General features: G+C 42.3%; 17 protein-coding genes. 4 read left to right on the top strand and 13 right to left on the bottom strand.

Annotation, left to right across the window (positions count from 1 at the left end; genetic code table 11):
• The 8 genes from RSK81_RS03570 to RSK81_RS03535 all read right to left on the bottom strand — a co-directional run bounded on the left by RSK81_RS03570 (window position 1) and on the right by RSK81_RS03535 (window position 5,774).
• Window positions 1–315, bottom strand: coding sequence for a hypothetical protein (locus RSK81_RS03570; RefSeq protein ID WP_314580282.1), 315 nt, complete (start codon window positions 313–315; stop codon window positions 1–3).
• Between the two features lie 3 nt (window positions 316–318).
• A complete protein-coding gene (locus tag RSK81_RS03565; protein ID WP_268715203.1) occupies window positions 319–468 on the bottom strand; it encodes a hypothetical protein in 150 nt (49 codons plus the stop codon).
• A gap of 11 nt (window positions 469–479) precedes the next feature.
• Window positions 480–980, bottom strand: a complete 501-nt coding sequence (locus RSK81_RS03560) for a modification methylase Sau96I (protein ID WP_315687457.1) — start codon at window positions 978–980, stop codon at window positions 480–482.
• Window positions 981–1,017: 37 nt separating this feature from the next.
• Window positions 1,018–1,167 carry a hypothetical protein gene (locus RSK81_RS03555; RefSeq protein ID WP_314580277.1) on the bottom strand — a complete coding sequence of 50 codons (150 nt, stop codon included), beginning with the start codon at window positions 1,165–1,167 and terminating at the stop codon, window positions 1,018–1,020.
• A 193-nt stretch (window positions 1,168–1,360) separates the two neighbouring features.
• Window positions 1,361–3,601: a DNA internalization-related competence protein ComEC/Rec2 gene (locus RSK81_RS03550; protein WP_315687455.1), complete on the bottom strand. Its 2,241-nt coding sequence runs from the start codon at window positions 3,599–3,601 to the stop codon at window positions 1,361–1,363.
• Entirely contained in the window at window positions 3,585–4,265 is a 681-nt protein-coding gene (locus RSK81_RS03545) for a helix-hairpin-helix domain-containing protein (RefSeq protein WP_315687453.1), read from the bottom strand. The genes RSK81_RS03550 and RSK81_RS03545 overlap by 17 nt, the downstream gene beginning before the upstream one ends.
• A 148-nt stretch (window positions 4,266–4,413) precedes the next feature.
• Window positions 4,414–4,962 carry an HXXEE domain-containing protein gene (locus RSK81_RS03540; protein ID WP_315687451.1) on the bottom strand — a complete coding sequence of 183 codons (549 nt, stop codon included), beginning with the start codon at window positions 4,960–4,962 and terminating at the stop codon, window positions 4,414–4,416.
• 71 nt (window positions 4,963–5,033) lie between these two features.
• Entirely contained in the window at window positions 5,034–5,774 is a 741-nt protein-coding gene (locus RSK81_RS03535) for a lysophospholipid acyltransferase family protein (RefSeq protein WP_002897977.1), read from the bottom strand.
• 157 nt (window positions 5,775–5,931) lie between these two features.
• On the opposite strand from RSK81_RS03535, the gene RSK81_RS03530 reads away from it, so the two are divergent.
• The 4 genes from RSK81_RS03530 (at window position 5,932) to RSK81_RS03515 (ending at window position 10,259) form a co-directional block, all read left to right on the top strand.
• Window positions 5,932–8,271, top strand: a complete 2,340-nt coding sequence (locus RSK81_RS03530; protein ID WP_315687448.1) for a cation-translocating P-type ATPase — start codon at window positions 5,932–5,934, stop codon at window positions 8,269–8,271.
• Window positions 8,272–8,400: 129 nt separating this feature from the next.
• Complete coding sequence (locus RSK81_RS03525) at window positions 8,401–9,147, top strand: tRNA1(Val) (adenine(37)-N6)-methyltransferase (RefSeq protein ID WP_315687446.1); 747 nt, start codon at window positions 8,401–8,403, stop codon at window positions 9,145–9,147.
• Window positions 9,137–9,400, top strand: coding sequence for a GIY-YIG nuclease family protein (locus tag RSK81_RS03520; RefSeq protein ID WP_315687445.1), 264 nt, complete (start codon window positions 9,137–9,139; stop codon window positions 9,398–9,400). Before RSK81_RS03525 ends, RSK81_RS03520 begins: the two co-directional genes overlap by 11 nt.
• Window positions 9,393–10,259, top strand: coding sequence for a DapH/DapD/GlmU-related protein (locus RSK81_RS03515; RefSeq protein WP_315687443.1), 867 nt, complete (start codon window positions 9,393–9,395; stop codon window positions 10,257–10,259). The genes RSK81_RS03520 and RSK81_RS03515 overlap by 8 nt, the downstream gene beginning before the upstream one ends.
• Window positions 10,260–10,303: 44 nt before the next feature.
• On the opposite strand, the gene RSK81_RS03510 is transcribed toward RSK81_RS03515, so the two are convergent.
• From RSK81_RS03510 to RSK81_RS03490, 5 genes are all read right to left on the bottom strand, one after another.
• On the bottom strand, window positions 10,304–10,837 hold the full coding sequence (locus RSK81_RS03510) for an isoprenylcysteine carboxyl methyltransferase family protein (protein WP_009659954.1): 534 nt from the start codon (window positions 10,835–10,837) through the stop codon (window positions 10,304–10,306).
• Window positions 10,838–11,020: 183 nt separating this feature from the next.
• A complete protein-coding gene (locus tag RSK81_RS03505; protein WP_002902642.1) occupies window positions 11,021–11,767 on the bottom strand; it encodes a DeoR/GlpR family DNA-binding transcription regulator in 747 nt (248 codons plus the stop codon).
• A 256-nt stretch (window positions 11,768–12,023) separates the two neighbouring features.
• Window positions 12,024–13,499: a PTS galactitol transporter subunit IIC gene (locus RSK81_RS03500; protein WP_002910271.1), complete on the bottom strand. Its 1,476-nt coding sequence runs from the start codon at window positions 13,497–13,499 to the stop codon at window positions 12,024–12,026.
• A gap of 31 nt (window positions 13,500–13,530) precedes the next feature.
• Complete coding sequence (locus RSK81_RS03495; RefSeq protein WP_009659841.1) at window positions 13,531–13,836, bottom strand: PTS sugar transporter subunit IIB; 306 nt, start codon at window positions 13,834–13,836, stop codon at window positions 13,531–13,533.
• 20 nt (window positions 13,837–13,856) lie between these two features.
• Window positions 13,857–14,333, bottom strand: coding sequence for a PTS sugar transporter subunit IIA (locus RSK81_RS03490; protein WP_002913777.1), 477 nt, complete (start codon window positions 14,331–14,333; stop codon window positions 13,857–13,859).
• Between the last annotated feature and the right edge of the window lie 203 nt (window positions 14,334–14,536).

Here is a 14,536-nt window from a genome sequence, read left to right as displayed (position 1 = left end):
TTAAATTCCTCTGTACTTTCTAGGTAGATGACGGGCATAATGGTCAGCTTCATTTACCATAGCATTGTAGAAAATCATATTTTTAGAAATAATCTCTTGCCATTTTGGAATATCCTCTCGATAAATACGATCTAATCCATAAAAATGTTTAGCAAGAAATCTCACTGCACTGATATGGTTTCCTAATTTAACAACACAAAGAACATCATGCTTTGTATCCATAACCCAATGACTTTTAGGGTTGTTTAACACCTTTTTGGCGAACTCTTCATCACGTTCTAACCAGTCATGACCTGGTCTATAATAAACTTTCATCCTCTACCCCTCCATATCCAATTTCCAGAAACAATGGCTGCAAATTGTTTCTTCTTCATCTATCCACCAACAAGCCCCCTTGTCTGGAGTGTAGCAAGCATTGTTCCAAGTGCAGCCACAGATACAACATTTTCCCTGTTCTTTTGAACTCATGTCAACCTCTCTTAGTTCTCTTTCATACTCTTAGGAGGAGCAGCAACCGAAAAGAAGTAGCCGTCCTTTAACTCCTCTTTACTGTAAAACTCAGTCTCTGCGGTCGTTACATAATCGCACCGACTCCAGTCACTCCGTAGCTTTTTGTAGGACAGTGATACTCTTTTTTCAATTTCTCTAAAGCGAAAACCTAGCTTCAAATACGTGGTCACGATTTCTTTAATATGTTCTTGCGTTTCTGGAACCTTGACCCTGGTTTGGATATTCTCTTTCTTGTCTTCTTCACGTAGGCTTAGCTGATATTGAATATAGAGTAATCGCATTTCCTCAATTTTCTCTTGCCAGTAAGGATTATAAGGCTGACCTGAATACTTGTTCGTTAAGCTGCGGACAGGTTTTCTGAATTTCATCTGAACCTTGTCAAACTCTCCTAGATCTGTCAGCGGATCAATAAATCCTAACGGCTCACTATTGAGTAACTTTTCATATAAATTTAAACTGTTTGTCATCATCGTTTGTCTCCTCTGATACAGTTCTTTACAATCTCCCCTAGGATGTGTTCTGACAGCTCATGCTTTCAAATAAATCAAGTTGAAAGGCACCTGGAGAAGCTTCAGAATCTTCTAGCGGTAATTTCTCTGACTGATTTTCTTTATCGTGATCAATCACTTCATAAACTTCCAATGTGTCAATATTCATGACAATCTCCAATCCTCGCATGATGATCTCCTTTCTCTTTAAATTTAAAACGAACAAAAAAGGAGAACAGATTTCTCCGTTCTCCTTCCTATACAAGATATTCAATTTATACTTTTCTAAAAACTCTTACCACTTACTCCTGACTGAAGCTAAGCAGTCTACAAAGTATGAGTTGACATCTTTAGAGCGGCTATCAGTGAACCGTTTCAATCCTCCAGGAATTCCAACCAGTCAACCGAATGGCCCCCTGCTGGTCAGTTCGATAGATGGCTGTATTAAACTTCTCAAATCTTTGCAAAGTTTCCTGATGCGGATGTTGATAACGATTATTCTGACCGGCTGATATCAAGGCCAGTTTCGGCTGAATTTGCTCTAAAAACTCTGGACTGGAAGAGCCTTTAGAGCCATGATGCCCTGCTTTTAAGACATCTGCTTTCAGCTGAGGAAATCGCTGCAGCAGTTCAGTTTCTCCTTGCTTTTCCAAATCACCTGTAAACAAAAATTTTGTCTGAAAGAACTCCCCGTAGAGTACAATCGAATCATCATTTCCACCGTCGCCTGTTCCACTAGGATAGAGAACCTGCAAAGCTGAGTCAAATACCGGAATCTCATCTCCTACTTCTACGACATGGACAGAAGTTTCTATCTGCTCCAGCTTTTGAACAAAATCAGGCTGAGTCAGACTTCCTTTGGAAACGTAGATTTCCTTGATAGAAAAATGCTTGGCCACCTCTAGCATATCGCCCATGTGGTCGGTATCGGTATGAGTCAAGACCAATACATCCAGACTAGCAACACCACGACTTTTGAGATAGGGAATTACGGTCTTTTCTGCATTGGATGAAGTCTGTCGCTCCTGCCAAGCCTCTTTCTTTCCTATCTCGACTCGCCCTCCTACATCAATCAAAACCGTCCTGCCTCGCCAGTCCCTGAGAAAAATGCTATCACCTTGACCAATATCCACTACTGTAATCTCATTTTGCAGCGGATGCTTTGTTAGAAAAAATAAAAGAAGAATAAGCAAACTAAAAGATAAAAGCCAGCTTTTCTTTCTCCGAAAGTCATAGATTAAAGCCAAAACTAAAAGCAGAGCGAACAGTAACCAGAGGTTGGGCTTTCCAAAAATCAAAGGTCGCGGAGCAAAGTCAGCTACCCAGCGAATCACATCTTCAAGTAACTCAAAGAAAAAATTGACTTGAGTGATTTTTAAAAGTGGTGACAAAATAAAAATGAGGGTTAACCCTGGCAGCATCAGCAAGTCAAAGAGTAGTGAAAATAGAAAAGTTAAAATCACGGACCAGGGCTGAAATTCTGCAAAGTAGTAGATCAGTATAGGCAAAATCCCCAATGAAATAGTCAGACTTTCCGCTAAAAGCTTCCGAATCGGCGGCAACTTTTCAAAATCCATCATAGAAATCAAAAAGGCATAGGTGCAGGACAAGACACCGCCTGCTGTCAGAAGAAAATTGGGCATGATGATAAAGAGAATCATCAGTGTCAGAGCAAAATTATCTAATCTGGTCAATCCTTGCTGGGCCAACAACTTCTGAACTAAGCTTCTGACGACAGAAACAGAAAAGCCTGTCAGTCCAGCATAGATAAATGAAAAAGGCAGCTGCAAAGCATTTACTGTCTCCCTCTTCATCCCCAAACGTAGAAGAATCCTGCGAAAACCATCCAAAAAGAAACCTACCTGCATACCAGACAAGGCAAACAAATGGATGATACCCAAGCTAGAATAGAGATTGCTCATTTCCGCAAACTCCGTATCCAAGTCACCAAACAAGAGTCCAGTCATATAATGACTCATCGGGCTGGGAAAATTACTTCGAATATAGACCAGCGCTTTTCTCCGCCAAACAGACAGCCAATCCAGTGGATTCAGGCTGGAAATTGGTCTTAGTGACTGAATCTTATTGATTTTTAAGGTACGATAAATCCCCTGACTCTTTAAATAAGCCTGATAGTCAAAGCCCGAAAAATTTCGTTGTTGCTGGGCATGTTCAAACTCTCCTTCAAAATCAAGGACGACCAAATCTGTCAAATGCTGAAAAGCTTTCTTTTCACTGGCTGATTTGATCTTGTAGAAGACCTGATAAAGCCGACCGTCCGTTCGCCCTCGAAAGGATAGGGAATCTCCATTGACTTTGATCGTATCCGGCAAGACCTGAACCGAGCTAGCTGAAGGAGGTTCCTGCCTAAAGGCCTGCTCTGCCATTTCCCGACGAAGCAAGAAAAAGAGGACAAAAAGGGACAGGAATGCCAAGGCAGCTAGACTTTTTTTGGGGGGATAGCTGAAAAAGAGACGAAGCAGAAGGACACCCAGCCCTAAATAAGCCAAGGAACTGCCAGAATAGACTGCAAAATAGGCCCATACAAGTATGAAAGCCAGATAGATAGGGGCGAGGGGTAGCTTTTTAATCCACTGTGACATATTCTTTCAGCTTTTCTAAGGTCTTATCTCCAATCCCTGACACCTTTTTCAGATCATCTACTGACTTGAAGCGGCCGTTGCTTTCGCGGTAGGCTATGATGTCAGAAGCTCGCTTCTGTCCGATGCCTGAAATGGTCTGTAATTCAGCCTCTGTCGCCGTATTTAGATTGACCTTGTCCGACTGTCCACCACTGGAACCAGCAGAATCAGAAGCTCCTGCTTGATGCTGGCCAGTCTGTGTGACATCAGCTCCTTCTTCACCAATCTTTGCCACATAGATTACTGCTTCATCCGTTAATTTTTGCGCCTGATTGATGGACTTAGCTTCGGCATCTGCTGTCAATCCGCCAGCTTTTTGGATGGCTTCATGGACTCTCGCTCCCGCTCTCAGCTCATAGACACCAGGATTCTTAACTGCGCCTTTAATATCCACAGTGACCTGATCGCTTTCCTCTTCGTCCGCCTTAGCCTTAGAAAGAACTTTTTCACTCTCTTCATCAGCTGAGCTGGATGAGGAAGTTATTTCTTGACTCAAGGCGGCCACCTGATTTTGCGGTTGATGATTTCCTTTGATGAGGAAAAAACCACCTAGCACAGCGCCAACTACTGCCAGACCGACAAAGAGCTTGTATTCTTTTAGCTTTTCAATGATTTCTTCAAGCATATTTTTCTCCTTTGTCTTTTTATTCGTAAAATATTGCAAAAAAATAAAACAAGCCGAGAGAATTTTCAGCTTGTCATATTTTAAAATCTTTATTTTACAAGTAATCGTATAGATAGAAGGGGCATTGATGAAAATAGGAGCTATAATATCAATCTACTTTGCTTATCCTGTATATCCAAGCTTCTAACTTTTGAGCTCTGCTATGTAAAAAAGCCAGATTTGCCAAAAGAAAAGCCATGACTAACACGCTTAGAATCAGAAGCAGCGACCAAGAAACTGACTGCTGACATAGATAAAGGATGAAGACTAAGATGAGTATAGGAAAAGTCGTCAAAGCTGTGAAGCCGCCCGGTACCCAGCGACGAAAGCGAAACACTTGCATGATATGGCCCAGCAGATGGAGGGTATGACAGAAGCCAATAGCCAAAGCTAGCTCGGGAATGCGAAATAGAATGGCAAGCAACAAAAGGATAAAGGCCAGCAGAAATTCCTCCGCAATCATCAGAGCTATACTTTCAGCAGAAAGATAACTTCCTCTTCTGGCAATAAACATCTCCTTTTGATAGTCTTGATGTTCTTGATTCTGAGAAATCCAAGGCCGAATCAGGATAATCTCATCAAACTCGTGCAGCATAAACAGTGATAAGGTTACAAAAGATAAAAAAGTAAGAGACATAGCATCCTCCTTATAAAACATACAAACATTATAGCTCACTCGCTAAAAAAATCAGCTCCCAAGCAAGATTGCCCAGCAAGCTGATTAGTCTCTTATTTTCTGTGCTTATCTGGATCCCAGACAAAGCTAGCAAAAAAGCTGAAAATGATGGTCAAAATTCCAATCAAAATAGCAGGAATAAAGACAAAGGCACGTAAAATCCGTAAGAAGATATTGCCTTTCTTTTGTGTCTGGTAAGGGGCCACTTCAGCATCCAAACGGTCAAACTCCGCATGAATACGGCGAGCTACTTCCTCAACTCCTTCATCATTCATCTTCTTAATGTCTGAAATATCAATTGGATTACCAAAATTCATGTCCACGCGCTCTCCAGCTGCCAAGCCTTTGAGGCTCATGGGACCAGCATAGACTACTGGCATGATACGGACCTTAGCCATCTTAGCAATCACTGCTACTCCTCCCTTGACATCCGTAGAATGGCGGCTGCCGCTTGGGAACATAATCAGAGAACGATTGCTCTTTTTCAGCATATTGACAGGGTACTTGATAGCTGACGGGCCAGGATTTTCCCGGTCGATAGGAAAGGCGCCACACATGCGGATCCACCAACCAAACACCCGATTTTCAAAGAGTTGTTTCTTGGCCATGAAAATGAACTGCTTGGGCTTGGTCGCAAAAGCCATGTAAACTGGATCCCACCATGTCCGGTGAGGGGCAACCAAGATATAATTTTCATCTTTTGAAGGAATCTTTTCTTTATTGTGGTAATGCGCATTGCCGTTTAAGGTCCACAGGATAAAAATCACTAAACCTCGCAAATAAGTATAAAACATAAACTCTCCTTATTTCAAACTGTGATTGTACTTGAAATTGATTACATCCTTTCCCATTATACCCTATACCCTTATAGTCTGCAATATTTTTCCAAACTTTGGCTGTAACAGCTGATTCTGATAGCCATTTCCATAAAAAAATGGTATCATTAATCTCATGAACAAGAAAGAATTAATCGGTTTAAACCAAACCCAAGTAGATGAAAAGATTTCGCAGGGCTTGACCAACGATTTTACAAGTGACACCAGTACTAGTAACTGGCAAATCGTTAAGCGGAATGTTTTCACCCTTTTTAATGCCCTTAACTTTGTTATTGCTCTAGCCTTGGTCTCTGTCCAAGCCTGGAGCAATCTGGTCTTCTTCGCTGTAATCAGCTTTAACGCCGTTACTGGTATTATTACAGAGCTGCGAGCCAAACACATGATTGACAAGCTCAATCTAGTCAGCCGAGAGCTGGTCACAGTCATCCGCGACGGCCAGGAAGTCAAAATTCAGCCAGAAGAAATTGTACTGGGTGACCTGATCAAGCTGTCAGCTGGCGAGCAAATTCCCAGTGATGCCCGTGTAGTAGAGGGTGTTGCCGAGGCCAATGAAGCCATGCTGACAGGGGAGAGTGACTTGGTTCTCAAGGAAGAAGGCGCTGAGCTGCTGTCTGGTAGCTTTCTGGCCAGTGGGCAGATCTATGCTGAGGTGCACCATGTCGGCGCAGACAACTATGCTAACAAGCTCATGACTGAGGCTAAAACACTCAAGCCTATCAACTCGCGCATTCTATACAATCTTGCGAAAATTTCCCGCTTTACTGGAAAAATCATCATTCCTTTCGGATTGGCTCTCTTCTTTGAAGCCCTGATGATAAAAGGACTGCCTGTCAAAAACTCTGTCATTACCAGCTCGACAGCTCTTTTGGGTATGCTGCCTAAGGGAATCGCCCTGCTAACAGTCACATCACTCCTGACAGCTGTCATCAAGCTAGGCATGCGCAAGGTTCTTGTTCAGGAAATGTATTCTGTTGAAACTCTGGCTCGGGTGGATACTCTCTGCCTGGACAAGACCGGGACAATTACCCAAGGCAAGATGACAGTTGAAGCCTTGCATAGTCTGTCAGATAAGTTTTCTGATGAGACAGTCGGTCAAATCTTAGCAGCCTACATCCAAACCAGCGAGGATAATAACCCAACTGCTCAGGCTATCCGCAAGGGATACGGCCACCTAGAGCACACCTATACTAGCGACAATGTCATCCCATTTTCTAGTGACCGAAAATGGGGCGCTATGCATTTATCCAGTATCGGAACCATTTTTCTAGGAGCGCCCGAAATGCTGCTGGACAGCAATCCTGTAGCGGTTGGAGAAGCCCAAAAACGCGGTTCACGGGTTTTAGTACTAGCCCACAGCGACCAAGTGCTAGACAAACACAGCATCCAACTGCCTGAAGATATGACTGCTCTGGCTGTTCTGGAAATCACTGATCCTATTCGTGAGGGAGCGGCTGAGACCTTGGACTACCTACGCTCTCAGGATGTTGATCTGAAAATCATCTCTGGTGACAATCCTGTGACCGTTTCCCATATTGCGAGCCAGGCTGGATTTGCCAACTACGACAGCTACATCGACTGCTCTAAAATCAGCGATCAAGAACTAGTTGAGCAAGCTGAAGAAACAGCTATCTTCGGCCGTGTTTCTCCCCATCAGAAGAAGCTACTCATCCAGACTCTTAAAGCCGCTGGTCGGACAACAGCTATGACCGGAGATGGGGTTAATGATATCTTGGCCTTGCGTGAAGCTGACTGCTCCATCGTTATGGCGGAGGGCGACCCCGCAACTCGGCAAATTGCCAACTTGGTTCTTCTTAACTCCGACTTTAACGATGTCCCTGAGATTCTTTTTGAAGGCCGCCGAGTCGTTAACAATATCGGCCGGATTGCTCCGATTTTCTTCATCAAGACCATTTATTCCTTTATCCTGGCTATTATCTGTATCGCCAGTATTCTGCTCGGAAAACCTGAATACCTCTTGATTTTCCCATTCATACCGATTCAGATCACCTTGATTGACCAGTTTGTCGAAGGTTTCCCACCCTTTGTCCTCACCTTTGAGCGCAATATTAAGCCGGTTGAAAAGCACTTCCTCAAACGCTCTCTGCAGCTAGCTCTGCCAAGCTCCCTCATGATTGTCTTCAGCGTGCTATTTGTTCGCATCTGGGGCAGCAGCCATGGCTGGAGTGACATAGAAATGTCCACCCTGACCTACTACTTGCTAGGCAGCATCAGCTTCCTGTCCGTCATTAGGGCCTGTCTGCCACTCAACATCTGGCGCAGCCTGCTCATTATCTTTTCTGTCTTTGGCTTCTATCTATCAGCCTTTGTCCTGCAGCACCTTTTGGAAATTGCAACGCTGACAGCCGCAACTTTGCCAGTCTATCTGATTCTCATGGTCATTTTCGGACTTGTCTTTGTTGCCTGCACCATCAAGCAGAAATACAGATTTGATTAAGGGCTAGCTAAAATAGAATCAGCATTTAAGCTCATGGAAACATGCGAGAATCCTCGCATGTTTTTTTGATTGTGCAAAAACTTCCCATATCCCTTTGGAATCCTTGCTAAATCATGCTATAATTGACTTATGAACGAAGCAAAACTAAAAGACGGAGAACGAGTCAACCAGCTCTTTTCGACGGATGTCAAGATTATTCAAAATAGTGAGGTCTTCAGCTATTCGGTAGACAGCGTGCTGCTTTCCCGCTTTCCCAAGCTGCCCCAGCGGGGTCTAATCGTTGATCTCTGTGCTGGAAATGGCGCTGTTGGACTTTTTGCCAGCACTCGCACCAAGGCCAAGATTCTAGCAGTCGAGATCCAAGAACGTCTGGCTGATATGGCCGAGCGCTCCATTGAGCTCAATGATTTGACTCAGCAAATGCAGGTCATTCAGGACGATCTGAAAAACCTAGGCCAATATATCACTGGCAGCAAGGTTGATATGATTCTCTGCAATCCGCCATATTTCAAGGTTGATAAGCAATCCAATCTAAACGAAAGCCAGCACTACCTTTTAGCCCGCCATGAAATTTCAACCAATCTGGAAGAGATTTGCAAGATTGCCCAGCGAGTCCTCAAATCCAACGGTCGTCTTGCTATGGTCCATCGACCAGAACGCTTTTTAGATATTTTAGATACCATGCAAGCCCATAACCTGGCTCCCAAGCGCATCCAGTTTGTCTATCCAAAGCTGGGCAAAGAGGCCAATATGCTGCTTATCGAAGCAATTAAAGATGGTTCCAGCGACGGTCTAAAAATCCTGCCCCCTCTCTTTATTCACAATCAGGACGGCAGCTACACTCCGGAGATTCACGAGATTTACTATGGAAAATAAAGCATATATGTACGTGCTTGAATGCGGGGACGGCTCCCTCTACACCGGCTACACAACGGATGTCCAAGCCCGACTCAAAAAACATCAAGCTGGCAAAGGAGCCAAGTACACCCGTGCTCGCCTGCCAGTTGCCTTACTTTACCAAGAGGAACACCCTAATAAGCCGGCTGCCATGTCGGCTGAAGCCCTCTTTAAAAAGAAAACTAGACAAGCCAAACTGGCTTACATCAAAGAAAGGACTCAAAATGCCTGAAATCCAGTTTAAAGGCGACTTTCATCATATCGAAATTTCCCCAGACAGCCAGCTTGATATCGGTCAAGATGTCATTTTCCAATCTTTTACCAGCCTCAATGTAGCCAGCGGCGCACAACTCAAGCTAGGAACCCGGGCTTTCTTTAACGACCATTGTACTGTCCGCTGTCAGCACTCTATCGAAATCGGCAAGGACACCATGTTTGGTGATGGGGTCCGCATTTTTGACCATAATCATCAGTATTCTAATTATCACATTGAGAAGATTGATTTTACTGTTGCGCCAGTCAAGATTGGAGCTAACTGCTGGATTGGGGCCAATACTGTGATTCTCAAAGGTGTGACCATTGGCGATAATGTCATCATTGGAGCCAACAGCTTGATTTTCCAGGATATTCCCAGCAACTCTATCGCTATGAGCAAGGAAGAACTTATCATTAAGGAGCGTCCACAGGGCAATTTCCATGCCTTTACGCTGACAGCTTCTGATACCTTGGAACAATTGGCTTATTTAGCAGAAAATCTGCCAGAATTAGAATTTCACATAGCTGCTAAGACCAATATTTCTCCTTACTTAGCCAGCTTTAATGACTATCCCAATATCAACCTCTACACCAATATCCACCAGGATGACTTTATAGAAGATTTGCTTGATAGGGCGGATATTTACTTGGATATCAATCACTGGGGAGAGGTCGACCAAATTGTCCAAAGGGCTATCAGCAAGGGGAAACCAGTTTTAGCTTTCAGCCAAACTGCCCACCAGCCTGAAGCAAATTCTTTACTTTTCGAAGCGGACCAACACCAGCAAATGGCTGATGAAATACGAAAATTAATGCAAGAAAAGGCTAGGACATAAACATCCTAGCCTTTCTTTTGCAGTCGATATGCATTTTATTAACTTTATTCACCAGCAATGCCATTTGGAATGATAACTTCCTTGAGCAACTGCTCTTCTTCCTTGATACGGACATAGAGGGTGATACAGTAAATCGGGAAGAGGATGAAAAGAGCAAAGTAGGCATGACTGAGCAGGGCCAAGCCCACCAATTCTGGTACAACATTCAGGAAATAATTAGGATGTTTGACATTGCGAAAGAGCCAGTGGTCAACAAACTTATGATCCTTAACCAGCATTAGCTTGATGGTCCAAACTGGTCCCAAGAGCTTAGCAACAAGGTAGAGCATAAACATAGAAAAGAGCAACAAGACAGCGCCCAATAGACTCACAAAGTCAAAAGCTGGCTTTTTCAGCAGCAATTCCAGAAAGCAGACCGCATAAAAAAGCATGTGCAGGTACTTCATGATATTTGAATTTTTCACCCCATACTCCATGCCACCCTTGGCCAGAATATCCTGCTCATTCTGAGAGGATTTCCTCAAAAACACCAAACGAAAAAGCGACACAGCTGCAAAAATCACTATAATGATTGTCATAAGACCTCCTAAAATTTAGTAATACATTTTATTATATAAGGAATTCTGCAGCAAAGTCAAGACTGTTGTTTACAAAAATCGACCAAGATATAAAAAAGCTGCGACTAGAATTTCTAGACAAAATCCCAGTCACAACCTCTATAAAATATTTATTTGAAGCAAGTTTCTCTCACCGGTCAGACATCACAAAATTTCAATATAGGTGCTGTATTTTTCCTTGACTTTCGGAGCGATATTGTCGTCCGTCACAACTGCACTGAGGCTGTCCAGCCGGTAAAAAGAATAGAAAGAATAGCTGTCAAACTTGCTGTTATCGGCTACAATATATTTGCTGATGGCATTGTTAAGGATAATCGCGTCGCCGTTGCCTTCCTCTTCATTGCTGGTCGTAACATTATGACCGTCAATGCCATTCGCTCCAATAAAGGCCTTAGAAACCTTGATTTCTTTCAAAAGATTATTGGCAAACTGACCGACAAAGGTTTGAGTCTTAGCACGATAACGTCCTCCAATCAGAATTAAATCTAAATTGGACCTTTCTTTTAACTTTTCAAAAATCGGCAGCGAATTGGTGACAATGCTGATATTTTTGCCATCCAAATAGTCTCCTATAAAATCGGTTGTGGTGCCTGACCCAATAAAGACCGTATCCCCGTCAGCAATCAAATCCACACATTTACGGGCAATCTGCTTCTTCTCCTCAACATTCAGCATTTGCTTTTCTGAGTGGGAAATCTCATTGAGAGCATTTTTTACCTTCTTATGGGCTCCGCCATGAACACGGGTCAGCATGCCCTGCTTCTCCAAATCAATCAAATCTCGACGGATAGTCATATCCGTAACGCCCAGCATTTCTTTGAGATTTTTAACAGCAACCACACCTGTTTGATCCAGTTCTTGCAGAATGATTCTATGTCTACTTTCTTTCATTTTACATTCTCCTTTTGCTCCTGAATTTCTTACAGACTCACCTTCACCTTATTATACAACAGTTCCAGCATATAAACAAAGATTTGTGAATTTTTTTATTTTAAATAGCTGATATGTTGAATTTAATTATGTAAATTAGTGCTATTTAATCTGTTCTATAACAAGAAAACTAGACTTTATCTATATCAGCCTAGTTTTCTTCGCTTTACTATTTGTTTTTATGGCTTACTTTATACCTCATTCTAGCAACAAGCTTTTATTTTTCCTTTGCAGCGTAGGCTTCGTTACGTTTGATCATTTGTTTTCTGTACCAAGCAAAGATTCCTACATAAGCTCCCAAGAAGATAACTGCGCCGATGATTGCTTTGATATCACCAGTTGTAGTATTACCGATAGTCCAGCCCAGTAGCTTCTCAATCGGTCCTTCTAGCGTAGAGTGAGTGATTAATTGCGATTTGCTGACTCCTTCAGGGAAGGCACCAACACCTTTAGCAAGTTCTGTTGCGAATGGTGCAATCAGAGTCCCTGACAACAGGAAGAGCGGAAGCAAAAGACTTCCAAACACAATCATACGTAAAAGTTTGCCACGTGTAACTACCAAGAGCGCTGGAGTTACACCCATTGCAATGATCCCAGCCAGCGGTAGGATACCATTCCCTACTTTAGAAAGAAGAACTGCTTCAATCAGCATAATTGGTGCAAGTACGTTGGCACAAGCCCAGATTTCAGCACGACCTGCAATAAAAGGCCAGTCCAAACCGATATTGAATTTACGTCCTTGCAAACGTTTTGTAGCAACGTTTGTAATACCTTGTGAAAGTGGTTCTACAGCTGCAATGAACCATGAACCAATCAATGAGAATAATTCCAAGCAGACACCAGCAGTCAAACCTAGAGTCAGCCAACCTTTAATGACTAATTGCCAAGTATTTGCATCTTCTGCACCTGCTACAGGGTGTGGAGTTCCCATAAAACCAATGACCACCCCGAGAAGGAAACCGATAAAGAACTTAGAGCCCCAGAAACCAATCTTTTTATTTAGTGCCGCAGCATCAAAGTCATACTTATCTAGCCAAGGGAAAAACTTATCAAAAATCTTATCCAAAACCATGATGACAGGATTCATCATATAGTTCATGTGAGTAGATGTCATCGGAGATGAACTTGGCGCATTCAAAAGATCATCAAATGTTGGCTTCATCAAGTCTGAGTTGATGATTTTCAAAACACCAACTAGGACAACTGCTGCAGTCGCAATCAGTAGTGATACAGCCGGACTCACATGATTGTTATCCGCATACCACTTAATTAGTAGTCCAGTGATGGATAAGTGCCAAATATCAAAGATGTCAACATCCAGTGTATCGGTCTTTTTCATAACCAGCATAACGACATTGACAATCAGCATGATAAGCAAGAAGTACAAGGTCCATGGAGAACCCCAAGTAATCGTTGCTAAAGGAGCCCAGCCGACATCTGTGATGTTAAGCTGAATGCCTGTATTTTCAACGAATTTTGCAAGTGAAGCTGAGAACGCTCCATTCAGCATACCGATGATGGCCCCGATACCCGTCAAAGCGATGGCTAGCTTAATACCACCCTCCAAAGCTTTGGAAAATTTTACACCAAACAACAGAGCCAAGACAGTCAAGATAATCAGCATGACTATCGGGCCGCCCATTTTTATAATGGGATCAAAGAACTTATTCGCTATATCAATAATAGCATTCATAACAAAACCTCCTGGTTTAACCTTTTATAACCTAACTTAGACCATGCTCTTTAATGGCCGCTTCAATATTGTCATACACCGGAGCACTCATAGCTGGGATACGGAAGAGAATCGGTCCTGCTTCAATAACAGGAATTTCTGGTGTGAAGCCCAAATCTGTTGCTGCAATCGGTGTAAAGATATCGTATCCTTGAATTAAATCTTCATTGACATCCTTGACCATTACTGCATCACAATGAACATCATAACCACGGTTTGACAATTCTTCCTCAAGGGCACTTTTGATTTGGTGACTGGAATTCACACCAGCTCCACAGGCTGCTAAAATTTTAATCATGGTAAAATCCTCCATTTAATTTATTTGATGACTGTTGAAATATAGTGAAACAAATCTTCATCAGTGTTGCACTTAGCTAACTCAGCTAAATTGCCTTGGCTAGTGAAGAAGTCCATAAGCTGCGCCAAAATGTTAGTTTGACTTGAGCTAGAATGGTTAATAATAAAGAATAAAAGAGAGACTGAAACTGTCTGTGCAGGTGCAATCATATTGTGGAAAGTCACAGGCTGTTCCAACTTAACCACAACCACATTCTCTGTTAAGTTGTGCTCAATGTCTGTATGGGGAATGGCTACATTTGGCAAGTCTTTGCCTAAAAACTCCATATCCAATCCAGTTGGAAAAGATTGCTCTCTTTTTATCAGAGCCTCTTTATAAGAAGGATTGACAATTTTTCTCTCTTCCAGTAAGTCAGCTACCTGATAAAATAACTCTTCTTGACTTTTTGCAGTTAGACAAAAAACTAACTCTTTATCAAACAATTTAGAAAGCTCCATTATTACCTCACCTTGTTTCTTTTTGTTTGTAAATTCATTATATCATTATGATATAATATAGTCAATAGCTTATTATATCTTTTTTATAAATTGTTTGTTTACAATAATTAATAAATCGTGTACTATTTTGTTTGATTTGATAACCAAGTAGCTAAATTACACTTTATATACTTTTTGCTTATAAGATTTCTCACAAAAAAACG

Source organism: Streptococcus sp. DTU_2020_1000888_1_SI_GRL_NUU_041A (assembly GCF_032387735.1).
GTDB lineage: Bacteria > Bacillota > Bacilli > Lactobacillales > Streptococcaceae > Streptococcus > Streptococcus sanguinis.
The sequence above is the reverse complement of the archived record's forward strand: the minus strand, read 5'-3'. Positions and strand labels throughout refer to the sequence as shown.